This window comes from Pseudomonas sp. Y5-11 (assembly GCF_022368695.1).
In the GTDB taxonomy this organism is placed as follows: domain Bacteria; phylum Pseudomonadota; class Gammaproteobacteria; order Pseudomonadales; family Pseudomonadaceae; genus Aquipseudomonas; species Aquipseudomonas parakoreensis.
On the sequence record NZ_CP058974.1, the window covers coordinates 3,436,266 to 3,459,353 of the forward strand.

The 23,088-nt window shown below is 60.8% G+C and carries 19 protein-coding genes; 11 read left to right on the forward strand and 8 right to left on the reverse strand.

The window, feature by feature from the left end; genetic code table 11:
* The first annotated feature begins 5 nt into the window (after positions 1–5).
* The gene (locus HXW87_RS15295; RefSeq protein WP_239776490.1) at positions 6–620 is read left to right on the forward strand and encodes a GNAT family N-acetyltransferase; all 615 of its coding nucleotides are present in this window, start codon (positions 6–8) and stop codon (positions 618–620) included.
* Here the strand turns inward: HXW87_RS15295 and HXW87_RS15300 are convergent.
* On the reverse strand, positions 586–1,479 hold the full coding sequence (locus HXW87_RS15300) for a LysR substrate-binding domain-containing protein (RefSeq protein WP_182404361.1): 894 nt from the start codon (positions 1,477–1,479) through the stop codon (positions 586–588). The genes HXW87_RS15295 and HXW87_RS15300 overlap by 35 nt on opposite strands.
* An 85-nt stretch (positions 1,480–1,564) precedes the next feature.
* On the reverse strand, positions 1,565–1,801 hold the full coding sequence (locus HXW87_RS15305; protein ID WP_041067263.1) for a hypothetical protein: 237 nt from the start codon (positions 1,799–1,801) through the stop codon (positions 1,565–1,567).
* A gap of 183 nt (positions 1,802–1,984) precedes the next feature.
* Here HXW87_RS15305 and HXW87_RS15310 point away from each other — a divergent pair, with 183 nt between their 5' ends.
* Both HXW87_RS15310 and HXW87_RS15315 read left to right on the forward strand, forming a co-directional pair.
* A complete protein-coding gene (locus tag HXW87_RS15310) occupies positions 1,985–2,542 on the forward strand; it encodes an NAD(P)H-dependent oxidoreductase (RefSeq protein WP_047293713.1) in 558 nt (185 codons plus the stop codon).
* 160 nt (positions 2,543–2,702) lie between these two features.
* Positions 2,703–3,986 (forward strand): arsenic transporter, encoded by a 1,284-nt coding sequence (locus HXW87_RS15315; protein WP_047293716.1) that lies wholly within the window; start codon positions 2,703–2,705, stop codon positions 3,984–3,986.
* Between the two features lie 441 nt (positions 3,987–4,427).
* On the opposite strand, the gene HXW87_RS15320 is transcribed toward HXW87_RS15315, so the two are convergent.
* Positions 4,428–5,378: a DUF1853 family protein gene (locus HXW87_RS15320; RefSeq protein WP_239776491.1), complete on the reverse strand. Its 951-nt coding sequence runs from the start codon at positions 5,376–5,378 to the stop codon at positions 4,428–4,430.
* Between the two features lie 115 nt (positions 5,379–5,493).
* Between HXW87_RS15320 and HXW87_RS15325 the strand changes: the two genes are divergently transcribed.
* The 6 genes from HXW87_RS15325 to pepN are packed head-to-tail and all read left to right on the forward strand — an operon-like array spanning position 5,494 to position 12,010.
* A complete protein-coding gene (locus tag HXW87_RS15325) occupies positions 5,494–6,384 on the forward strand; it encodes an NAD(+) kinase (RefSeq protein ID WP_003224174.1) in 891 nt (296 codons plus the stop codon).
* Positions 6,384–7,355, forward strand: coding sequence for a metallophosphoesterase (locus tag HXW87_RS15330; RefSeq protein WP_027613139.1), 972 nt, complete (start codon positions 6,384–6,386; stop codon positions 7,353–7,355). Before HXW87_RS15325 ends, HXW87_RS15330 begins: the two co-directional genes overlap by 1 nt.
* Positions 7,352–8,221, forward strand: coding sequence for a rhomboid family intramembrane serine protease (locus HXW87_RS15335; RefSeq protein ID WP_041067247.1), 870 nt, complete (start codon positions 7,352–7,354; stop codon positions 8,219–8,221). Before HXW87_RS15330 ends, HXW87_RS15335 begins: the two co-directional genes overlap by 4 nt.
* 33 nt (positions 8,222–8,254) lie before the next feature.
* The gene (locus HXW87_RS15340; RefSeq protein WP_003224178.1) at positions 8,255–8,515 is read left to right on the forward strand and encodes a DUF1315 family protein; all 261 of its coding nucleotides are present in this window, start codon (positions 8,255–8,257) and stop codon (positions 8,513–8,515) included.
* Complete coding sequence (locus HXW87_RS15345; protein WP_239776492.1) at positions 8,512–9,342, forward strand: DUF2797 domain-containing protein; 831 nt, start codon at positions 8,512–8,514, stop codon at positions 9,340–9,342. The genes HXW87_RS15340 and HXW87_RS15345 overlap by 4 nt, the downstream gene beginning before the upstream one ends.
* A 10-nt stretch (positions 9,343–9,352) precedes the next feature.
* Positions 9,353–12,010, forward strand: a complete 2,658-nt coding sequence (gene pepN / locus HXW87_RS15350) for an aminopeptidase N (protein WP_239776493.1) — start codon at positions 9,353–9,355, stop codon at positions 12,008–12,010.
* Between the two features lie 141 nt (positions 12,011–12,151).
* Here pepN and katG read toward each other — a convergent pair whose 3' ends face one another.
* Complete coding sequence (gene katG / locus HXW87_RS15355; protein ID WP_239776494.1) at positions 12,152–14,422, reverse strand: catalase/peroxidase HPI; 2,271 nt, start codon at positions 14,420–14,422, stop codon at positions 12,152–12,154.
* A 334-nt stretch (positions 14,423–14,756) separates the two neighbouring features.
* Between katG and HXW87_RS15360 the strand changes: the two genes are divergently transcribed.
* Complete coding sequence (locus HXW87_RS15360) at positions 14,757–16,793, forward strand: TonB-dependent receptor (protein ID WP_239776495.1); 2,037 nt, start codon at positions 14,757–14,759, stop codon at positions 16,791–16,793.
* Positions 16,794–16,895: 102 nt separating this feature from the next.
* Here the strand turns inward: HXW87_RS15360 and HXW87_RS15365 are convergent, their stop codons facing one another.
* A complete protein-coding gene (locus HXW87_RS15365; RefSeq protein WP_239776496.1) occupies positions 16,896–19,127 on the reverse strand; it encodes an LTA synthase family protein in 2,232 nt (743 codons plus the stop codon).
* 312 nt (positions 19,128–19,439) lie between these two features.
* On the opposite strand from HXW87_RS15365, the gene HXW87_RS15370 reads away from it, so the two are divergent.
* Complete coding sequence (locus HXW87_RS15370) at positions 19,440–20,456, forward strand: ABC transporter substrate-binding protein (protein WP_239776497.1); 1,017 nt, start codon at positions 19,440–19,442, stop codon at positions 20,454–20,456.
* Positions 20,457–20,500: 44 nt separating this feature from the next.
* On the opposite strand, the gene HXW87_RS15375 is transcribed toward HXW87_RS15370, so the two are convergent.
* From HXW87_RS15375 to HXW87_RS15385, 3 genes are read right to left on the reverse strand one after another with little or no spacing between them, the layout of a single operon-like run.
* On the reverse strand, positions 20,501–21,085 hold the full coding sequence (locus tag HXW87_RS15375) for an isochorismatase family protein (RefSeq protein ID WP_041067227.1): 585 nt from the start codon (positions 21,083–21,085) through the stop codon (positions 20,501–20,503).
* A gap of 54 nt (positions 21,086–21,139) precedes the next feature.
* Positions 21,140–21,976, reverse strand: a complete 837-nt coding sequence (locus tag HXW87_RS15380; RefSeq protein WP_047293736.1) for a pirin family protein — start codon at positions 21,974–21,976, stop codon at positions 21,140–21,142.
* A gap of 10 nt (positions 21,977–21,986) precedes the next feature.
* Positions 21,987–23,048, reverse strand: coding sequence for an alkene reductase (locus tag HXW87_RS15385; RefSeq protein ID WP_239776498.1), 1,062 nt, complete (start codon positions 23,046–23,048; stop codon positions 21,987–21,989).
* Between the last annotated feature and the right edge of the window lie 40 nt (positions 23,049–23,088).

Here is a 23,088-nt window from a genome sequence, read left to right on the forward strand (position 1 = left end):
CGAGTATGCAACCGGTCATGAATCCAAAATACCCAGGACTGTCGGTGCGCGTCGCCGACGATGGTTTTGCGGCGTACATCTGGGGCAGCGACTTCAGTTTCGAGGTGGCTGCGTATGGCGCGGCAGTCATTGGCCAGCCGGTCGATCGCTGGGCGGTGACGCCGATCGTGCCGTACCGCAAGTGCTACGGCATCGATCCTGAAGAGTTCAGCAGCTATCGCGACGCCGCCGACAGCGCGATTTTCATGGCGTATCTGGACGACGAACCGGTCGGCCATCTGGTGATCAGCACCAACTGGAACGGTTTTGCCCACATCGATGAATTGGCGGTGCACGCACCGGCACGCCGTCATGGCGTCGCCAAGGCGTTGCTGGATGTCGCGCAGTTCTGGAGTCGCAAGAAGAAGCTGCCGGGGATCATGCTCGAGACGCAGAACAACAACCTCGGTGCCTGTCGTTTGTACGAACGTTGTGGCTACGAGATTGGCGGTATCGACCATTTGCGTTATCGCGGGATAGACCCGAATACCGCCGAAATTGCGCTGTTCTGGTACCGACTGTTCGACAACCCGCTGGAAAACCCGCTCAGCTCGCCAGCATCGCCTCGGCTTGTTCCGTGACGATCGCCAACAACGTTTGTATTGCAGCCGGCGTGGCGTTGTGTCGGTAGCTCAGCGCATACAGGCTGATCGGCACCGCCGGTGACAACGGGCAGACGTCCAGGCCGCCCGCCCGTGCACCGAGCGCAGTAAACGGGTCGACGATGGCCAGGCCTTCGCCGGCCTCGACCATGCTGCGCATCATCTGATGGGTTTGCACCCGGGTCTGGATGCTCGGCGCCGGGCGCAGGGCCTGGAGTTTGTTCTCCAATGCCGGGCTCAGCGGGTCGTGGCCTTCGAGGCCGACCATCGCCTGGCCGGCGAGATCCTGCAGGGAAATGTACTTCTGCTTTGGTTGCAGCCAGCCGTGCGGCGCGAGCAGTTGCAGCTTGCCGTGGGCCAATGGCTGGCAGTGGATGTCGGGGTGTTCCGGATCGTGCAGGCTCAGGCCCAGATCGCTTTCGCGCAGCAGCAGGCTGCGAACGATGTCGCACGTGGGCGAGCTGAGCAAGCGGCAGGGCGCATCGGGCAAACGTCGGCGCAACAGCGCGATGCTTTGCGGCAACAGCTGTTGTGCCAGCGGCGGGGTGCCGATGATGCGCAGGGGCGGAGCGAGGTATTGCTTGAGGCTGCTGGCCAGACGCTGCACCGGCTCCAGCGCCTGATAGACGTGAGCAATTTCCACCTGCAGCGCCCGCGCTTCGGGCGTTGATTGCAATCGACCGCGCACGCTGGCGAACAGCATGAACCCCAACTCGCTCTCGGCTTCGCGCAAACGCTCTTCGACGTCAGTCACCGGGAGCTGCAGCCATTCGGCGGCGGTGCCCAGGTGACCGGTCTGCAAGAGCGCCTGAATCACTTCGATATGACGTAAACGCATGCGTGAAGTCCATGTTCAGCAGGTGGGGTCAGTGGCTGAATCCTACCCCAAGTCTGCGCATATGACTTCTGCTCATAACGCGCGGTTATTGAGCGACGGTTGGCTCGGGTTCGCGGATCAGGGTGATGTCCGACTGAACCAGCAAAAACTCATTGTCACTGAGTTTCTTGACTCGATCGCCAATCGCCAGTTTGTAGGTGGTGACAGGCTCCATGCCGGTGAAACCGTCTGCCGACGGGGTGGATTCCTGGAACTCATGCACGGAATAAACGCGGCCTTCCGCATCTCTTGCATGGAACTGACCGACGAGTACTGCTGCCATCTGCTTAGAACCTCTGGAGATAAAACGCTTGATTTGCGGCTTGGTAGACCGTCATCAAGCCCTGTAAGTTTTCCTGCAGGAAAAAAATAATCAGCGCGGAGGAATTTATTGCGCACGCTGGTGAAACGGTCATCGAATCATCTATAACTACTGGCTCTTCCCACGGACAGTCGAGAGTCTTCCATGAGCAATGTCTACAACGTCGCTGTAGTCGTCGGCAGCCTGCGCAAAGCATCGATCAACCGCAAAGTGGCGCTGGCACTGGCCGAGCTGGCACCGGCGAACCTGAAACTGAAGATTGTCGAAATTGGCGATCTGCCGCTTTATAACGAAGACATCGACGGCGATTCACCGCCGGCAGCCTACAGCACTTTCCGCCAGCAGGTGGGCTCTTCCGACGCGGTGCTGTTTGTCACTCCGGAATATAACCGCTCGGTGCCGGCGCCTTTGAAGAATGCGATTGACGTGGGTTCACGGCCTTATGGCAAAAGCGTCTGGAGCGGCAAGCCGGGGGCGGTGATCAGCGTGTCGCCGGGGGCCATTGGCGGTTTTGGTGCCAACCAGCACCTGCGCCAGTCTTTCGTGTTTCTCGATGTGCCGTGCATGCAGCAGCCGGAAGCGTACCTGGGCGGTGCGGGTTCAGCGTTTGACGAGGCGGGCAAATTGAGCGAGTCGGTCAAGCCGTTCCTGCAAAATTTCATCAATGCGTATGGGACATTTGTGGAACAACACAAAAAATAATCGGGTCAGAGCTGCGGCTTGAGAAAACCCTGTGGGAGCGAGCCTGCTTGCGAAAGGGCCATCAGCCACACCTCGTGGTGACTGACAGTCCGCTTTCGCGAGCAGGCTCGCTCCCACAGTTGTGTGGTTTGGTTTATTTCATTCATTAAGGCTGTCGCGAATGCTCGCTGCGTCACTGATCTTCCTGCTGACCATCACCCTTGTCATCTGGCAACCCAAAGGCCTCGGCGTCGGCTGGAGCGCGACGCTCGGCGCCGTGCTCGCATTGATCTTCGGCGTCGTGCACCTGAGCGATATTCCGCTGGTGTGGCAGATCATCTGGAACGCCACCGGCACCTTCGTCGCACTGATCATCATCAGTCTGTTGCTCGACGAAGCCGGTTTCTTCGCCTGGGCCGCGCTGCATGTGGCGCGCTGGGGGCGGGGCAGTGGGCGCAAGCTGTTTGCCTACATGGTGCTGCTCGGCGCGCTGGTGTCGGCGCTGTTCGCCAATGATGGCGCGGCACTGATCCTCACGCCGATCGTGATTTCGATGCTGCTGGCGCTGCGCTTTTCCCCGGCGGCAACCCTCGCGTTCGTCATGGGCGCCGGTTTCATCGCCGACACCGCGAGCCTGCCGCTGGTGGTGTCGAACCTGGTCAACATTGTTTCGGCGGACTTCTTTCACATCGGCTTCAACCGCTATGCGGCGGTGATGGTACCGGTCAACTTCGTCAGCGTGGCCGCGACCCTGGGCGTGTTGATGTGGTTCTTCCGCCGCGACATCCCCAAGGCCTACGACCCCGAACAGCTTGAACAACCGCATACGGCGATCCACGACAAGGCCACGTTCTACGCCGGTTGGGTGGTGCTGGTGATCCTGTTGATCGGCTGCTTCTTCCTCGAACAGCTGGGCATCCCGATCAGCGCGATCTCCGCAGTCTGCGCTGCATTGCTGCTGGGGATCGCTGCCCGTGGTCACAAGATCTCCACGCGCAAGGTGCTCAAAGAAGCGCCGTGGCAGATCGTGATTTTCTCGCTGGGCATGTACTTGGTGGTCTATGGTCTGCGTAATGCCGGGCTGACCGGCTATCTCGCTGGATGGCTGGATGTGTTCGCCGGTTATGGCGTGTGGGGCGCGGCGCTGGGCACCGGGGTACTGACAGCACTGTTGTCGTCGATCATGAACAACCTGCCGACGGTACTGATCGGTTTGCTGTCAATTGATGCCAGCCAGGCGAGCGGTGTGGTCAAGGAAGCGATGATTTATGCCAACGTGATCGGCAGCGACCTGGGGCCGAAAATTACCCCGATCGGCAGTCTGGCGACGTTGCTCTGGTTGCATGTACTGGCGCGCAAGGATATCCGGATCGGCTGGGGGTATTACTTCAAGGTCGGGATTGTGCTGACGGTGCCGGTGTTGTTGATGACCTTGGCGGCTTTGGCGTTGCGGTTATCCCTTTAGACCGAGTTGATCCCATCGCTGGCAAGCCAGCTCCCACAGGTTTTGTGATGCGGCTCAGAAAGTGAGCACACAGAAGAGCGCTGGCACGCCAGCTCCCACAGGGTTTGTGGTGCAGCTCAGAAAGTGAGCACACAGAAGAGCGCTGGCACGCCAGCTCCCACAGGGTTTGTGGTGCAGCTCAGAAAGTGAGCACACAGAAGAGCGCTGGCACGCCAGCTCCCACAGGGTTTGTGGTGCAGCTCAGAAAGTGAGCCCACAGAAGATCGCTGGCAAGCCCGCTCCCACAGGTTTTGTGATGCGGCTCAGAAAGTGAGCACACAGTAGATCCATGGCAAGCCGGCTCCCACAGGTTTTGTGGTGCAGCTCAGAAAGTGAGCACACAGAAGATCCCTGTGGGAGCTGGCTTGCCAGCGATGGGGCCGGTGCAAACGCCGCAAAATCTCAAGCCTGGCCCGGCACATTCGGCCAGAGATCCGCCACCAGAAACAACCGCTCCGCCTCTTCCCATTCGCCCCGGGCATTCTCGGTCAGGCGCACCATCAGTTGCGCCGGAGCCATCGGTTCCAGGGTGTCCAGCCACCTCTGCAGGTGTTCAGCGCTCCAGGTCTGATCCGCCGGGTAGTGCGCCGGCGCCAGCCACGCATGGCGGGGCAGCGGTTGCCAGCGTCCGGCCGGGCGCTGGGCGACGAACGCCGGCCAGTCCTTCTGATGCAACCAACTGCCGCGCAGATGCTGCGGATGCGCCCCTTTCGGCGGCTCGGCATGACCGGGCCACGGGTACAACAGGTAGCCGCCCAGCCACAACTGCGCACTGAACACTTCGATATCCAGCGTGGCCAGTGCCGCACGGCTTTCCGGGCGCGCCGAGATCGGCAGCTGGTGTTCGGCCAGATGCGCCAGTTTGCGGTCCAGTCGATCATGACAACCCGGCCCCAGCCATTGCGCCGGGTCGTGGCCGTCACCGTGCTGCGGCCCCAGGTACAACTTGATCGCCAGCTCCAGGTGATGCACGCCGTCGCGGTCGCGCAGCAGCATGTCCAGTTCACCGAGGGTGTGGCCTTCGCGGCGGATCGGCAGGTTGGCGGCAATCAGTTCGATGCCCGGCGCATGCTCCACGGCAAACTGCCACAACCGTTCGTAATACAAGCCCAGTCGCCGGGTGCGCGCCTGCGACAGCCAATGCAGCAAGCCATAACTGTCCCGATCCAGTTGCCGCAGCCACTGCTCCAGGCGCGCGGGATCGCTGACCCAATCGCTGCCGGCCAGCGGATGGCGTTGCGGCCAAGGCGTCGCCGCGAGCATCGGCGGGGCGAGAATCACCCACGCCAGATCCCGCACTTCGGGATGGCGTAATTGATGTGGCAACGGGAGCAGGTCGGGAAACAGGATCATCTTGCGAGCATAGCCTGAAACACGCGCGCACCCTTGAGGCTGAAAGGATTTTGTCTATGGCGGGCTTTCGCCCATAATCGTGCTTTTCGCGTTTTCGATTGTCCGCAGAGGTCCCATGGAGCAATTTCGTAATATCGGCATCATCGGTCGCCTGGGCAGTTCCCAGGTGCTGGATACCGTCCGCCGACTGAAACGCTTTCTGCTCGATCGTCACCTGCACGTGATTCTCGAAGACACCATCGCCGAAGTCCTGCCGGGCCACGGCCTGCAAACCTCGTCGCGCAAGATGCTCGGCGAAGTCTGCGACATGGTCATCGTCGTCGGCGGTGACGGCAGTTTGCTCGGAGCTGCACGCGCATTGGCCAAGCACAATATTCCAGTGCTGGGGATCAACCGTGGCAGCCTCGGCTTTCTGACGGATATTCGCCCCGATGAGCTGGAAGTCGAAGTGGCCAAGGTGCTCGACGGCCACTATCTGGTGGAAAACCGTTTCCTGCTGCAAGCCGAAGTCCGCCGCCACGCCGAGGCCATCGGCCAGGGCGATGCGCTGAACGATGTGGTGCTGCACCCGGGCAAATCGACGCGGATGATCGAGTTCGAGCTGTACATCGACGGCCAGTTCGTCTGCAGCCAGAAGGCCGACGGCCTGATCGTCGCCACCCCGACCGGTTCCACCGCTTACGCGTTGTCGGCGGGTGGCCCGATCATGCATCCCAAGCTCGACGCCATTGTGATCGTGCCGATGTACCCCCATATGTTGTCGAGCCGGCCAATTGTGGTCGATGGCAACAGTGAGCTGAAAATCGTCGTGTCGAAAAACATGCAGATCTACCCGCAGGTTTCCTGCGACGGGCAGAACCACTTCACTTGCGCGCCGGGCGACACCATCACCGTCAGCAAGAAAGCCCAGAAGCTGCGGCTGATTCATCCGCTCGACCACAATTACTACGAAGTCTGCCGGACCAAACTCGGCTGGGGCAGCAAGTTGGGTGGTGGAGGCGACTGATGCTCGATCCCGCGCGCAGTTATGACTTGATCGGTGACGTGCACGGATGCGCCCTGACCCTCGAACACTTGCTTGACCGCCTCGGTTATCACAAGCAGGGCGGGGTCTGGCGGCATCCATCGCGCATGGCCGTGTTCGTCGGCGACATCATCGACCGTGGCCCGCGGATCCGCGAAGCCCTGCACATCGTCCACGACATGGTCGAGGCCGGGCAGGCGCTGTGCATCATGGGCAATCACGAATTCAACGCACTGGGCTGGAGCACGCCGGCGCTGCCGGGCAGCGGCAAGCAGTTCGTGCGCGAACACACGCCGCGTCATGCACGCCTGCTGCACGAAACCCTGACCCAGTTCGAAGACCATCCGGGCGACTGGCATGACTTCCTCAACTGGTTCTACGAACTGCCGCTGGTGGTCGATGCCGGACGATTCCGCGTGGTGCACGCCTGTTGGGATGCCAGCCTGATCGAACCGTTGCGCGGTCTGTTCCCCGATGCGCGTATCGACGAGCACTTTCTCCAGGCCTCGGCCGTGCCCGGCAGCTTCGCCTGCACCGTGTTCGACCGCTTGCTGCGCGGCACCGACATGCGCCTGCCGGATGGCCTGACCATGACCAGTGGCGACGGTCTGGTGCGTTCGTTCTTCCGTACCAAGTTCTGGGAAGACGATCCGAAAACCTACGGCGACATTGTCTTCCAGCCGGATGCACTGCCTGAGCCGGTGGCGCAGAAACCGCTGACCTCCAGTGAAAAAAACAACCTGCTGCGCTACGGCATCGACGAGCCGTTGTTGTTCGTCGGCCATTACTGGCGCAGCGGCAAACCGGCGCCGATCCGCCCGAATCTCGCGTGTCTCGATTACAGCGCGGTGCTCTACGGCAAACTGGTGGCCTATCGTCTGGATCAGGAAACACGCCTGGATCCGCATAAATTTGTCTGGGTCGATGTCGAGCGGCCGGAGGTGCTGCAATGAGTGCGGTAGCGGTATTGCGTCTGCCACTGGCGGTGGATTTGAGTGGTTTCGTCAAGCTGCTGCAACGGATGCAGGTGCCGCATCGGGTCAGTGAAGAGGCGGGCGAGCAGGTGCTGTGGGCGCCAGCGGAAATCAGCGAAGACGTACGTTCGCTGTACGAGCGCTTCCCGGCCGGCGATCCCGATCAGCAACTGGACATCCCGCTGGCGCCAACCTTCAAGCGCCCGAGCTTCGCCGAACAACTCAAACACGCCAAGGCCACCGGGTTGATCCTGCTGCTGAGTCTGCTGGTCGGTGGCCTGACCTATCTGGGCGACAACCTCGAAACGATCCGCTGGCTGACTTTCCTCGATTTTCGCGTGGTCGGCGAGTACATCCAGTTCACGCCGCTGGCCGACAGCCTGGCGGCGGGGCAGTGGTGGCGCCTGTTCACGCCGATGCTGCTGCATTTCGGCATCCTGCACCTGGCCATGAACGGCATGTGGTACTGGGAGCTGGGGCGGCGCATCGAGTCACGTCAGGGCAGTATCAATCTGCTCGGGCTGACCCTGCTGTTCAGCCTGGTGTCGAACTACGCGCAGTTTGCCTGGAGCGGCCCGAGCCTGTTCGGCGGCTTGTCCGGCGTGCTTTACGGACTGCTTGGCCACTGCTGGATTTTCCAGTTGCTGGCGCCGAACCCGGCGTATCGCCTGCCGCGTGGCGTGCTGGTGATGATGCTGGTGTGGCTGGTGATCTGCATGTCCGGGCTGGTCTCGATGATCGGGTTCGGCCAGATCGCCAACGCCGCCCACGTCAGCGGGTTACTCATCGGATGCTTCACCGGTTTGTTGGGCGGTTTGTATAACCGCCGTAAACTGGCCGCCTAACATTTTCAGTGAATAGAGAGCACGGAGACCCAGATGTCCTCTTTTAACGACATGATCAAGAACATCACCCCGGACATCTACGAGAGCCTGAAACTCGCCGTGGAAATCGGCAAGTGGTCCGACGGTGGCAAACTCACCGCCGAACAGCGCGAGCTGTCGCTGCAGGCGATGATCGCCTGGGAAATCCAGAACCTGCCTGAAGACCAGCGCACCGGTTACATGGGCCCGCAGGAATGTGCGTCGAAGTCGATCGAAGTGCCGAACATCCTGTTCAAATCGGATGCCATCCATTGATCGAGATTGGCCGCGGTGCAATCAGCAAAATGTCGGCGCGCCTGGACGGGCCGAACGTGCAATACGCGTTTCGTCTCGATGACGTCGAGGTGCCGGTCAACCCCATGATCGGCACTACGGTGCGTCTGGAGTACCTGGGGGCGATTCATTGCACCCATTGCGGGCGCAAGACCAAAACCAGTTTCAGCCAGGGTTACTGCTACCCGTGCATGACCAGACTGGCCCAGTGCGACCTCTGCATCATGAGCCCGGAGCGCTGCCACTTCGAGGCCGGCACCTGCCGTGAGCCGGCGTGGGGCGAAAAATTCTGCATGACCGATCACGTGGTCTATCTAGCCAACTCGTCGGGGATCAAGGTTGGCATCACTCGTGCTACCCAGTTGCCGACCCGCTGGCTGGATCAGGGCGCGAGTCAGGCGCTGCCGATCATGCGCGTCGCCACGCGTCAGCAGTCGGGCTTCGTCGAAGACCTGTTCCGCAGTCAGGTGGCCGACAAGACCAACTGGCGCGCCTTGCTCAAGGGCGATGCGGCGGCGGTGGACCTGGCGCAAGTGCGCGATCAACTGTTTGAAAGCTGCGCTGAAGGCTTGCAAGGTCTGCAACAGCGATTCGGCCTACAGGCAATTCAGACGATTGCCGATGTAGAACCGCTCGAAATCCGCTATCCGGTCGAGCAATACCCGGCCAAAATCGTCAGCTTCAACCTGGACAAGAACCCGATTGCCGAAGGCACGCTGCTGGGGATCAAGGGGCAGTACCTGATTTTCGACACCGGCGTGATCAACGTTCGTAAATACACGGCCTATCAACTCGCCGTGCATCAATAAGGATTCCAGCATGCGCACCGAACAACCGAAGATGATTTACCTGAAGGACTATCAGGCGCCCGAGTACCTGATCGACGAGACGCACCTGACCTTCGAGCTGTTCGAGGACCACAGCCTGGTCCACGCGCAACTGGTGATGCGCCGCAACCCGGAGCGTGGCCCGGGCCTGCCGCCACTGGTACTCGACGGCCAGCAACTGGAACTGCTGTCGGTGACCCTGGCCGACCAGGCACTGGGCGCCGGCGATTATCAGCTGACTGAAAACACCCTGACCCTGCAGCCGGCCAGCGCCAGCTTCACGGTCGACACCAGCGTCAGAATCCACCCGGAAACCAACACCGCGCTGGAAGGCTTGTACAAGTCCGGCACGATGTTCTGCACCCAGTGCGAGGCCGAAGGCTTCCGCAAGATCACTTATTACCTCGACCGCCCGGACGTGATGAGCAAGTTCACCACCACGGTGGTCGCCGAGCAGCACAGCTACCCGGTGCTGCTGTCCAACGGCAACCCGATTGCCTCCGGCCCGGGCGAAGACGGCCGACACTGGGCGACCTGGGAAGACCCGTTCATGAAACCGGCGTACCTGTTCGCGCTGGTGGCCGGTGATTTGTGGTGTGTCGAAGACACCTTCACCACCATGACCAATCGCAATGTTGCACTGCGCATTTACGTCGAGCCGGAAAACATCGACAAGTGCCAGCACGCAATGAACAGCCTGAAGAAGTCGATGCGCTGGGATGAACAGGTCTACGGTCGCGAGTACGACCTGGACATCTTCATGATCGTCGCCGTCAACGACTTCAACATGGGCGCGATGGAGAACAAGGGCCTCAATATCTTCAACTCCAGCGCCGTGCTGGCCCGCGCCGAAACCGCCACCGACGCCGCGCACCAGCGGGTCGAGGCGATTGTCGCCCACGAATATTTCCACAACTGGTCGGGCAACCGCGTGACCTGCCGCGACTGGTTCCAGCTGTCGCTCAAGGAAGGCTTCACCGTGTTCCGCGACGCCGGTTTCTCTTCGGACATGAACTCGGCCACGGTCAAGCGCATTCAGGACGTGGCGTACCTGCGTACCCACCAGTTCGCCGAAGATGCCGGTCCCATGGCCCATGCGGTGCGTCCGGACAGCTTCATCGAGATTTCCAACTTCTATACCCTGACCGTGTACGAAAAGGGTTCGGAAGTGGTCGGCATGATTCACACCCTGCTGGGCGCCGAAGGCTTCCGCAAGGGCAGTGACCTGTACTTCGATCGCCATGACGGCCAGGCCGTGACCTGCGACGATTTCGTCAAGGCCATGGAAGATGCCAACGGTGTCGATCTGACCCAGTTCAAGCGCTGGTACAGCCAGGCCGGCACGCCGCGTCTGGCGGTCAGCGAGTCCTACGACGCTGCGGCGAAAACCTACAGCCTGACCTTCCGTCAGAGCTGCCCGGAAACGCCGGACAAAGTGGAAAAACTGCCGTTCGTGATCCCGGTCGAACTGGGCCTGCTCGACAGCAAGGGCAACGAGATTGTCCTGCGTCTGGCCGGTGAAGCGGCAGCGCAAGGTACCAGCCGTGTGATCTCGGTGACTGAAGCCGAGCAGACGTTCACCTTCGTCGACATCGCTGAACACCCGCTGCCATCGTTGCTCCGTGGTTTCTCGGCGCCGGTCAAACTGAGCTTCCCGTACAACCGCGACCAGTTGATGTTCCTGATGCAGCACGACAGCGATGGCTTCAACCGCTGGGATGCCGGTCAGCAACTGTCGGTGCGAGTGCTGCAGGAATTGATCACCCAGCAGCAGAAGGGCGAAAGCCTGGTGCTTGATCCACGTCTGATCTCGGCGCTGAAAACCGTGCTGTCCGACGAGTCGCTGGATCAGGCCATGGTCGCTGAAATGCTTTCGCTGCCAAGCGAAGCGTATCTGACCGAAATCAGCGAAGTGGCGGATGTCGAGGCGATTCACAGCGCCCGCGAGTTTGCCCGCAAGCAACTGGCGGACAACCTGTTTGAAGCGCTGTGGCTGCGTTATCAGGCCAACCGCGATTTGTCGAAGCAGACGCCATACGTGGCCGAGGCCGAGCACTTTGCCCGTCGCGCGCTGCAGAATATTGCGCTGTCGTACCTGATGCTCAGCGGCAAGCCGGAAGTGTTGGCCGCTACACAGGAACAGTTCGAAAACAGCGACAACATGACCGAGCGCCTCACCGCGTTGGCGGTGCTGGTCAACTCGCCGTTCGAAGAACAAAAGGCCAAAGCGCTGGCAACTTTCGCCGAGCACTTCAAGGACAACCCGCTGGTCATGGATCAGTGGTTCAGTGTGCAGGCCGGCAGCACATTGCCGGGCGGTCTGGCGCGGGTGAAGGCGTTGATGCAGCACCCGGCGTTCAACATCAAGAACCCGAACAAGGTACGTGCGCTGGTCGGTGCGTTTGCCGGGCAGAACCTGATCAACTTCCACGCCGCCGACGGTTCGGGCTACCGCTTCCTCGCGGATCTGGTGATCGAATTGAACGGCTTCAACCCGCAGATCGCCTCGCGGCAACTGGCACCACTGACCCGCTGGCGCAAATACGACAGCGCCCGTCAGGCCTTGATGAAGGTTGAGCTGGAGCGGATTCTGGCTTCTGGGCAGTTGTCGAGTGATGTGTACGAAGTGGTGAGCAAAAGCCTGGCGTAACGCTCGCCTGATCAATATTTCAGGCGAACACAAAACCCTGTAGGAGCTGTCGAGTGAAACGAGGCTGCGATCTTTTGATTCTGGTTTTTTAAAGCAAGATCAAAAGATCGCAGCGTGCCGCAGCTCCTACAGTTTATTGCGTTACTTCAGGTCAAACCGATCCAGCTCCATCACCTTGGCCCATGCCGCCACGAAGTCCTTCACAAACTGCTCCTTCGCGTCAGCACTCGCATACACCTCGGCCAGCGCGCGCAAAATCGCGTTGGAACCAAACACCAGATCCACCCGCGTCGCCGTCCACTTCACGCTGCCGGTCTTGCGGTCGCGTCCTTCGAACTCGTCTGCCGCCGGTGAAGTCGGCTTCCACTCCACGCCCATGTCCAGCAGGTTGGTGAAGAAGTCGTTGCTCAGCGTTTCAGCGCGCGAGGTGAACACACCATGCCGACTTTGCCCGACGTTGGCCCCCAGTACCCGCAGACCGCCGACCAGTACGGTCATTTCCGGGGCGGAGAGGGTGAGCAGTTGCGCCTTGTCGATCAGCAATGCTTCGGCGGAAACGGTGTATTTGCCTTTGCTGTAGTTACGGAAACCATCGGCAATCGGTTCGAGGAAACCAAACGACTCGACATCGGTTTGCTCCTGAGTCGCATCGGTTCGACCTGGATTGAACGGCACCGACACCGAGTGCCCGGCGTTTTTCGCCGCTTGTTCGACCCCGGCGTTACCTGCCAGCACGATCAGATCCGCCAGCGAGACTTTCTTGCCGGATGATCCGGCGTTGAACTCGTTCTGAATGCCCTCAAGGGTTTTCAGCACCTTGTCCAGTTGCTCCGGCTGATTGGCCTGCCAGAATTTCTGTGGGGCCAGACGCAGACGGCCACCGTTGGCGCCGCCACGCTTGTCGGAACCACGGAAGGTTGATGCGGCGGCCCATGCGGTGGACACCAGTTGCGACACCGACAGCCCGGACGCCAGCACTTTGCTTTTCAGCGCCGCCGCGTCGTTGCTGTCGATCAGCGGGTGCGTGGCCTCAGGAATCGGGTCTTGCCACAGCAGTTCCTCGTTCGGCAGTTCCGGGCCGAGGTAGCGCGACAGTGGGCCCATGTCACGGTGGATCAGCTTGTACCAGGCGCGGGCGAAGGCGTTCGCCAGTTGGTCCGGGTTGGCCAGGAAGCGTCGGGCAATCGGCTCGTAGATCGGGTCGAAGCGCAGCGCCAGGTCTGAAGTGAGCATGGTCGGCGAGAGCTTTTTGCTCGGATCGTGCGCATGGGGAACGGTGCCCGCCCCGGCGCCATTTTTCGGTTTCCACTGGTGCGCACCGGCCGGACTCTTGAACAGTTCCCACTCGAAACCGAACAGGTTTTCCAGGTAGTTGTTGCTCCACTGGGTCGGGGTGGTGGTCCAGGTGACTTCAAGGCCGCTGGTGATGGTGTCGGCGCCTTTGCCGGTGCCGAATGCGTTGCGCCAACCGAGGCCTTGTTCTTCCAGTCCGGCCGCTTCCGGCTCAGGCCCGACATTGTCGGCCGGGCCGGCGCCGTGGGTTTTGCCGAAGGCGTGACCGCCGGCGATCAGGGCCACGGTTTCTTCGTCGTTCATGGCCATGCGGCCAAAGGTTTCGCGGATATCTCGACCCGAGGCGACCGGATCGGGATTGCCTTCCGGACCTTCCGGGTTGACGTAGATCAGGCCCATCTGCACGGCGGCCAGCGGGTTTTCCAGGTTGCGTTCGCCCTGATCGGTGCGGCTTTCCTCTTTGCCATGCAGATCGGGTTCGGCCACCAGTGTGCCGTCCCCGGGTTCCTGCATGGCTGACTTGTCTTTGCCGTAACGGCTGTCGCCACCGAGCCATTCGCGTTCCGAACCCCAGTACACGTCTTCATCCGGCTCCCAGACATCGGGACGGCCGCCGGAAAAACCGAAGGTCTTGAAGCCCATGGATTCCAGTGCGACGTTGCCGGTGAGCACGATCAGGTCGGCCCAGGAAATATTGCGACCGTATTTCTGTTTGATCGGCCACAGCAGGCGCCGGGCCTTGTCGAGGCTGACGTTGTCCGGCCAGCTGTTGAGCGGGGCGAAACGCTGCTGGCCGGAGCCGGCGCCCCCGCGCCCGTCGGCGGTGCGATAGGTGCCGGCACTGTGCCAGGCCATGCGGATGAACAGCGGGCCGTAGTGGCCGAAGTCGGCTGGCCACCAGTCTTGCGAGTCGGTCATCAGCGCGCGCAGGTCTTGTTTCAGGGCCTGGAAGTCCAGGCTCTTGAAAGCTTCGGCGTAGTTGAAGTCCTTGCCCAGCGGATCGGACTTGGGCGAGTGCTGGCTGAGGATCTTCAGGTTCAGTTGATTCGGCCACCAGTCACGGTTCGTCGTACCACCACCGGCAGCGTGGTTGAACGGGCATTTCGATTCATTTGCCATGTTCGGATCCTTATCAGGTCTTGTGCGGCCGGCTCATGCCGACTTCGGACTAGTAAGGCTAGACCCGACTTGGGCAACCAGCTAATAGGCCGACTATTGGAGGTTGATAGGCGCAGTCTTTCAGCGTTTTTGCCTGTTGCGCAGGTTGGATGATTGTCTGATTCGACCTTGAAATCCCCGTGCTTGAGGGCTTGCTGCAAAACGGATTGCGAGAATCGTGATGACAGAAAGAAATGTTATTGTATAACATAAAAAAGATTTCATTCTGTTTCTGCCAGCGTTACTCGCCAAACGCCGGCAGCGATCTCATTTTTCTGCTCATGGAAGTTCTGAAATGCCTGCCCGTTCCCAACCCCTTCAACGACGCCTGACTCCTCTGGCCGCCGCACTGCTTGTTGCCTCACCTGTGTTCGCCGCCGAGCCGCTCGAAATGCAACCGCAAGTCATCACCGGCAATCCGCTGGGCAGCCAGACCCTGGCATCGCCCTCGACCGTCCTCAGCGGCGACGACCTCACGTTGCAGCAGAAGGGCAGCCTCGGCGAGACGCTGAACAAGCAGCCCGGCGTGTCCTCGTCGTACTTTGGCCCGGGCGCGAGTCGGCCGATCATTCGCGGGCAGGACGGTGACCGCATTCGCATCCTGCGTAACGGCGTCGGCGCGCTGGACGCCTCGTCGCTGTCCTACGATCACGCGGTGCCGCTGGACCCGGTCAACGTCGAGCGCATTGAAATCGTCCGTGGCCCGGCGGCGTTGCTGTACGGCGGCAGCGCGATCGGCGGGGTGGTCAACACCTTCGATAACCGCATCCCCACTGAAGCCATCGAAGGCATTCACGGGGCCGGCGAGTTGCGTTACGGCGGGGCCGACACCACTCGCAGCAGCGCGGGGAAACTCGAGGCCGGCAACGGTCAGTTCGCTTTGCACCTGGACGCCAGCGCCCGGGAGTTCAATGATCTGAAAATTCCCGGCTACGCCAAGACCGGCACGGCGCGCGCCAACGACGACGGCGACTCGCGCAAGCATCGGCTCGCCAACAGCGACGGTCGTCAGGATGGCGGCGCCGTCGGCAGTTCCTACACTTGGGATGACGGTTACGCCGGTCTGTCCTACAGCCATTACGATTCGAACTACGGCTCGCCCGCCGAAGACGACGTGCGCATTCGCATGCAGCAGGAGCACTACGCGTTCGCCTCGGAAATGCGCAATCTCGACGGGCCGTTCAGCTCGATCAAACTCGATGCCGGCTACACCGATTACCAGCACCGGGAAATCGAGGGCGGTGAAGTCGGTACCACCTTCAAGAACAAGGGTTACGAAGCTCGGGTCGAGGCCCGGCATCAACCGCTGGGCCCGTTCAACGGGGTAATCGGCGCCCAGGTCAGCCGCAACGAATTCTCGGCACTGGGCGAAGAAGCCTTTGTGCCGCACACCGATACTGACGCTGGCGCACTGTTCATTCTGGAAGAGTTGCAAGCCACTGAGCGCCTGCTGTTCACCCTCGGCGGACGCCTCGAACACACCACCGTCGACCCGGACGCCAAAGGCAACGAGCGCTTTGCCAATGCCGACCGCTCCAGCAGTTTCACCGCCGGCAGCCTGTCGTCCGGCGCGGTGTACACGCTGACGCCGATCTGGTCGGTCGCCGCGACATTGGGCTACACCGAACGCGCGCCGACCTTCTATGAGTTGTACGCCAACGGCGCTCACGTCGCGACCGGCACCTATGAAGTCGGCGATGCCGGGCTGTCGAAAGAAAAAGCCGTGTCCAGCGACCTCGCACTGCGCTTCGACAACGGCACGCACAAGGGCAGTGTCGGTGTGTTTTACAGTCACTTCTCCAACTACATCGGCTTGCTCGGCACGGGCCGTACACTGAATGACGAAGGCGAAGAGGATGCTGGCGGGATTGCCGAATACACCTACTCGGGTGTGCGTGCACGTTTCAGTGGCATCGAGGCGCAGGATCGCTGGACGCTTGGCGAAAATGCCTACGGCAAATTTGCTTTGGAGCTGTCAGGCGATTACACCCGCGCCAAGAATCTCGACAACGGCCAGGACCTGCCGCGCATCGCGCCGCTGCGCTTGAACAGTGGTTTGCTGTGGGAGCTGGATCGCTGGCAGGCGCGGATCGATATCGAACACGCCAGCTCGCAGCATCGTGTGCCAGACAACGAAAGCAGCACCGACGGCTACACCACGCTGGGCGCCAATGTGGGTTATCACTTTGATGTCGGCCAGAGCAAATGGCTGGCCTTCGTCAACGCCGAGAACCTGACCAACCAGACCGTGCGCTATGCCAGTTCGATCCTGCGCGATATTGCACCGGCAGAAGGTCGCAGCATTCAGGTCGGGTTGCGCACGACGTTCTGATAGCCCTTCGCCCCCCTGTCGGAGCTGCCGCAGGCTGAAATCTTTTGATCCTGAAAAAACGAAATCAAAAGATCGCAGCCTGCGGCAGCACCTGCACGGGCATCAGCTTGATTGTGCGGTGTCATCCTCCGGCAGCGCATCCAGCGGATCTTCCTGCCCCGGCAATTCGGTGATCACACTGAAATCCGTGACCTCGACCGCGCCCAATCCATAGCCCAGCAAATGGAACGAGAAGGCCTTGCGCTGTTGCGGGTTGTCGAAGCTGAAATCCATCTCCAGCGGCTGGTCCGCCGTGGCGACCATCTCGGTCGGCAGGCCCAGTTGCACGTCCTGTTCGAACTCCTTGGCCTTGAGCTGAATGTACGCCGCCTGCTGCGGGTCCACCGAGCGCACGGTCAGGCGCACGCGGGTGTGCGAGCCCTTGGGCATTTCCAGGTACTGCGCGCCGATCAGGTTGTCGGCCCAGTCATCGTTGATCTGCGCCTGCAGCGGGATGACATTATTGCTGCCGAACTGGTAACGCTGATTGAGCGGGGTGCGCAGCAGCGACAGGTCCAGCGCCATGGCCCGCGCGGCAATCTGCCGGGCCTGCTGGCTGCTTTCATTGCCCTTGAAGGTGGCACGCTCGGCAATGAACCCGGCGCTTTCGTAGTAGCGGCAACGGCGCGGCATGTCGCACTCGGAGAAGATCCCCTGACCATTGTGGTAGCGCAGTTTGCCGTTGGTGTAGGACATGATTTCGCGCCCGCTGTCGTAGTCGCGAAACAGCGAGCGCCCGCTCAGCGCCGTCGGCACTGGCAAGTCGAAATAATCGAGGATCGATGCGCTCAGATCGACATGTCCGTACACCCCGGCATTCAGTCGCGGCAGTTGCTCATGTTCCGGTGCCAGCGTCAGGTTGAAGCCCCACGACGACGCCAGACGCACACCATCGATGCCGTGGGATTCGTCCGAGGTGATCACCACCAGCGTGTCCTTGAGCACGCCCTGGCGTTCGAGGCCGCTGAGGAACTGCCCCAGCGCATCGTCGAGATAACCGACAGCGGCCTGCTTCGGTGTCTCGTAGCGCGCCAGATAGTCTTCCGGCGCGGAGTAGGGCTGGTGGGTGCCAACGGTCAACAGGGTGAGCATCCACGGTTGCTTCTGCTGCTTCAGTTGACCAACGTAATCCAGCGCGCCTTCAAAGAACGCCTTGTCATCCTTGCCCCACGGAAACTCCAGATAGTTGGCGTTAGAGAACCATTCCAGACCGTGGGTCGCATCGAAACCGATGTGCGGCATGATCTTGTCTTTGGCCATGAAGCGCAGACCGGCGCCTTGCAGGTAGTGGGTGCTGAAGCCGTGCTGGCGCAACTGCGCCGGCAGGCAGGCCTGATTGCGCTCCTGTTGGGTGAGCATTTCCACGCCTTTGGGCGTGCCGTTGTTGAGTTTGTCGTAATCGCCACAGAGCATGGCGTACAGGCCGCGAATGGTCTGGTGCGTATGCAGCACGTAATCCGGGGTGTTCATGCCGCGCTCGGCCCAGCGGCTGAGATTGGGCATCAGGTCTTCCTGATAATGGCTGCCGATGGCCTCGCGATTGGCGCGGATGTACGCGCCGGGAATGCCTTCCAGGGCGATGATCAGCACGTTGCGCGCCTGCCCCGGCGCGGCCAGCAATTTGTGGCCATTGAGATCCAGATCGGTCAGCCCGGCCATCTGTGGCGCGGCGGGTTCGACGTCACCGTCCAGCCATTCCTCGGCCTGCAACTGCAGATCGGCGACTTGTGAGGCGAGCAACTGATGCGGCAGGTTGTACAGGCGCCACGGATCTTCCTCGCTCGGCCACTGGTTTTGCACACCCCAGTGCGCGGCGAACAGCAGCGCCGGTGCGGCCCACACGGCACGGGGCAGGGCAGCAGCGGGTTGCGCGCGATTGGCGAACCGCGTCAGCAACCAGAACAGCAGCGCCAGCAACAGCGCCACAGCCAGCGCCGGATGGGCAAAGCCGCCACCGGTGGAGTTTTCCACGAACTGCGGGTCAATCAGGTAATGCAGGTCGGCAGGATTCGGCAGCCGGCCGACAGCACTGACCAGTTCCGCCGTCGCCACCGCCAGCAACCCCCAGAACAGCAGCAAGGGCAACGCCAGCCACCACGCCCGGCGATGCAGCAACATCACCAGCAAACTGCCAATCGCCAGGTCGGACAAATAGCCCAGCGGCGACGACCAGCCCAACGCCGCGCGCAGGCACACCGGTACGATCAGTACCAGCAGAATCAGGGAAAACAGGCGGGCATGCGGTTGCCGCAACCAACGCAAAAGAACGCTCACAAACACAGACCTTCCAGCCATCAAACCGTCATAAAAGTGTGCGCGATGATACCAAGGGTGGGCTGTGTGATCGCCCTTTTAAACGCGTGGCTGATCTGCTCGCGCAGGCGCGGTAAAGGGCTTGAGGACGGTGACCAGCGGTGATGTCAGCCCGCTAGCGGTCGACGCACAGCGTGTAACCGATGGCAGATTTATTGTTTCAGGCTGTTTAAATCAGCGCATGACGGCCCATGCGAGCGTGCTATGGATATTCGATAACGGTATTTAATTTCTGTTTTTTATAGCGATAGAGTTTGGCCTTTCAGACAAATCCACCCCTGCTGCGAGGTTGTCATGGCCACACCGTTCAAACGTTCTGCGCTGACTCTGTTGGCCGTATCTCTGGCGAGCAGCATGCTGTTCAGCAGCGGTGCGCAGGCCGAAGGCAAGATCAGCATCGCCCAACAATTCGGCATCGGTTATCTGATCCTCGACGTGGTTCGTGATCAGCAACTGATCGAAAAACACGGCAAGGCGCAGGGGCTGGAGATCAAGGTCGACTGGAACAGCATCTCCGGCGCCACTGCGATGAACGAAGCGCTGCTGACCGGCGCGCTGGATGTGGTCTCCGCCGGGGTGCCGCCGATGCTCACCGTGTGGGATCGCACCCGTGGCAAACAGAACGTCAAGGCTATTGCCTCGCTCGGCTCGATGCCCAATTACCTGCTGACCAACAACCCGAACATCAAGACCCTGAAGGATTTCAGCGACAAGGATCGCATCGCCGTACCCGCAGCGGGCGTGGGGTTCCAGTCGCGGACCCTGCAGATCGAAACGGCCAGGGAATTCGGCAATGACCAGTACAAGAAATTTGACGACATCTCGGTCAGCCTGCCGCATCCGGACGCCACGGCGGCGCTGATTGCCGGCGGTTCGGAAATCAACGCGCATTTCTCCAGTCCGCCGTTCCAGTATCAGGCGCTGCAAAACCCCAACGTGCACAAAGTGCTGAGTTCCTACGACGTGCTCGGTGGTCAGGCCACCTTCAACGTGCTCTACACCACTGAAAAATTCCACGACGACAATCCCAGGACCTACAAGGCGTTCTACGATGCGCTGGCCGAAGCGGAAAAAATCATCAAGGCTGACAAACCCGCCGCCGCCCAGGCGTACATCCGCGTCGAACAGTCGAAGCTGCCGCTGGCGCTGGTCGAGCAGATCGTCACCGATCCGGAAATCGACTTCACGGTAGTGCCGCAACGTACGTTCATCTATGCCGAAAAACTGCAGCAACTGGGCGTGCTGAAGAACAAGGCCGGCAGCTGGAAGGATTACTTCTTTGAAGAGGCGCATGGTGGCGCGGGGAGCTGATGCATAAAAACAGCCGCCGAGCGGCGGCTGCCTGAGTTGAGTGATCAGGACTGCAAGGCTTCCATCAACACCTGCACCAGTTGGCCACCCTCAGGGGTTGCCCAACTGCCGGCCAGTTCGGCGATCAACTGATTGGTCGTGGTCAGGGTCACCCCCCCTTTGTCCATGCGGCGCAAGGCGATATCGTCGGCCATGACGCTCGGCGATCCGCCGCCATCGGCAACCACCTGCACTTCATAACCGTCGCGCACCAGACTCAACGCCGGGTATACCGTGCAGACGTCGTTGGTGACCCCGGCAATAATCAGCTTCTTGCGTCCGGTCGCCTTGACGGCGCCGGCAAAGTTTTCATCATCCATGGCGTTGACGATGCCAAGGCGTTTGACTCGTGCGGCGAACTCGGCAGGCAGGATCGTCTCAAGTTCGCTGAGCAATGGACCCTGAGCGTATTCCTCCATACTCGACGTCAGCACCACCGGCAGTTTGAGAATGCTTGCGGTTCTGGCGAGCATCAGGGCATTGCGTTTGAGTTCTTCGAACGGAATGGATTTCACCCAGCCCATGGTGCCCACCTGATGGTCGATCAACAGCAGGGCAGCATTATTGGCACTGAATTTCTCGTAACTCATGGTATCTCTCCTGGCAGATGTTACGGGGCACGGCGCCCCGGTCGATGGAACGGTTCAACGGGGTTGCAGAGTTCCGAACTCACCGCGCTGATAGGCCGCAACCGCCCGGCTCAGCGCGTCTGACGAGGCAAGTGCCAGCGGCCCCTGCCAATACACCGGTTGATGCAATGGCACACCACGAAACACCACGGCGTGGGCGGGCGCATCTGTAGCCCGCAGGGTGATGCTGTGCGCTTCGCCGATGGCCAGGCTCACGGGTACCTGCGCGTTGTCGATGGTGAAACGCTGGTCGTCGATCCAGATGTCGCCGTCGATTGGCATGACGAACGCCGACTCGCCGCTGGCAACGGGAATCCGCACTTCGTGCCTCGGCTTGATGCTGATATCGAGCAGGCTTACGTCGGTCGGCAGATCCAGCGGCGAGCGGGTGTCGAGAAAGGCACCCAGTGGCACCCGGATTTCGGCCCCCGGCAAACGCAAGACCGGCACGTCTTCAGGGGCAAGACTGAGGGCAAAAGGCGCAGCCTCCTGAAATGCGAGCGGCAAATTGATGAAAATTTGCAGCATGTGTACGGTCTTGCCGCTTTCGTTCGGGACCTCTTCGTGAACGATGCCTTTGCCGGCGGCTGTCCAGTGCAGGCCACCTGGTCGAATCAAGTTGCGGTTGCCCAGCGAATCACGGTTGTCGATTGCGGTTTGCGAGTCGGCAAACAGATACGACACCGCGCTGAACCCAGCGTGTGGGTGGGGCGCAAACGTCGGCCCGCTGATCCACGCATGGTCTACGGCAAGAAACGGGTCGATGCTGACATCCGGCTGCCCGCCGTGCAGAGAAAAGGCACGGAAATGGCTGCCGTGACGCATGGACTTCAAGGAGGCGCGGGCGGACATGGCAGACTCCTTACGCTTGGCTCAATGTCGGATAGTCGATATAGCCCTTGGCGCCCGGGGTGTAGAACGTGTCTTTGTCCGGTGCATTGAGTTCGGCACCGAGACGCAGACGCTCGGGCAGATCCGGGTTGGCAAGGAACGCACTGCCGAACACCACAGCATCCGCTTGTGCGTTTTCGATCAACGCCTGGGCGGCAGCTTGATCGAGTCCTCCACCGATCAGGTAGCGACCATCGAAGAGTGGCCGCAGCAACGCGTGATAGTCGGTCTTGGCGCCAAACAAGGCGACGTGCAGATAAGCAAGGTCGAGACTGTGCAGGTGCTCGACCAGATAGGTGTACGTTGCTTGTGGGTCGGCATCGATGATGTCGTTGAAATTCATCTCGGGGGAGATTTTCAAGCCCACGCGATCACTGCCAATTTCCGTGGCAACTGCCGCCAGCACTTCGAGGAGGAACCGCGCGCGGTTTTCCACCGAGCCGCCATATTCATCACTGCGCTGGTTGCTGCCAGAGGAGAGAAACTGCTCTGGCAGATACCCGGAGGCCCCATGCACTTCAACACCATCGAAACCGGCCTCAATCGCCCGGCGAGCTGCCTGACGGTAGCCTTCAACCACTGCGGCAATTTCGACCACGCTCAGTGCATGCGGCGTGACGAAGTCTTGCAGGCCATTCGAGGTCCAGGTCTGACCAGCCGGTTTGATCGCCGACGGTGCCAGGGGCAGGGCGCCGCGGGGTTGCAGCGACGGATGGGAGATTCGTCCGCTGTGCATCAATTGCATGAAAATTCGGCCGCCTTGAGCATGCACCGCGTCGGTGACTTTTTTCCAGGCGCTGACCTGTTCGTCGGTCTCGATCCCGGGAGTACGCACGTAGCCTTTTCCCGTCGCCTCGGGATACACGCCTTCACTGATGATCAGGCCGGCGCCGGCGCGCTGCGTGTAATAAGTGGCGACCAGATCACTGGGTACGCCGTCGTCATCGGCACGGGATCGAGTCATCGGCGCCATCACCAGACGGTTCTCAAGTACAACGCGACCCATCTGGACGGGCGTGAATAGCGAACTCATTTTGCTGCTCCTCGGTAATTGATGTGGCTATCATTGATCA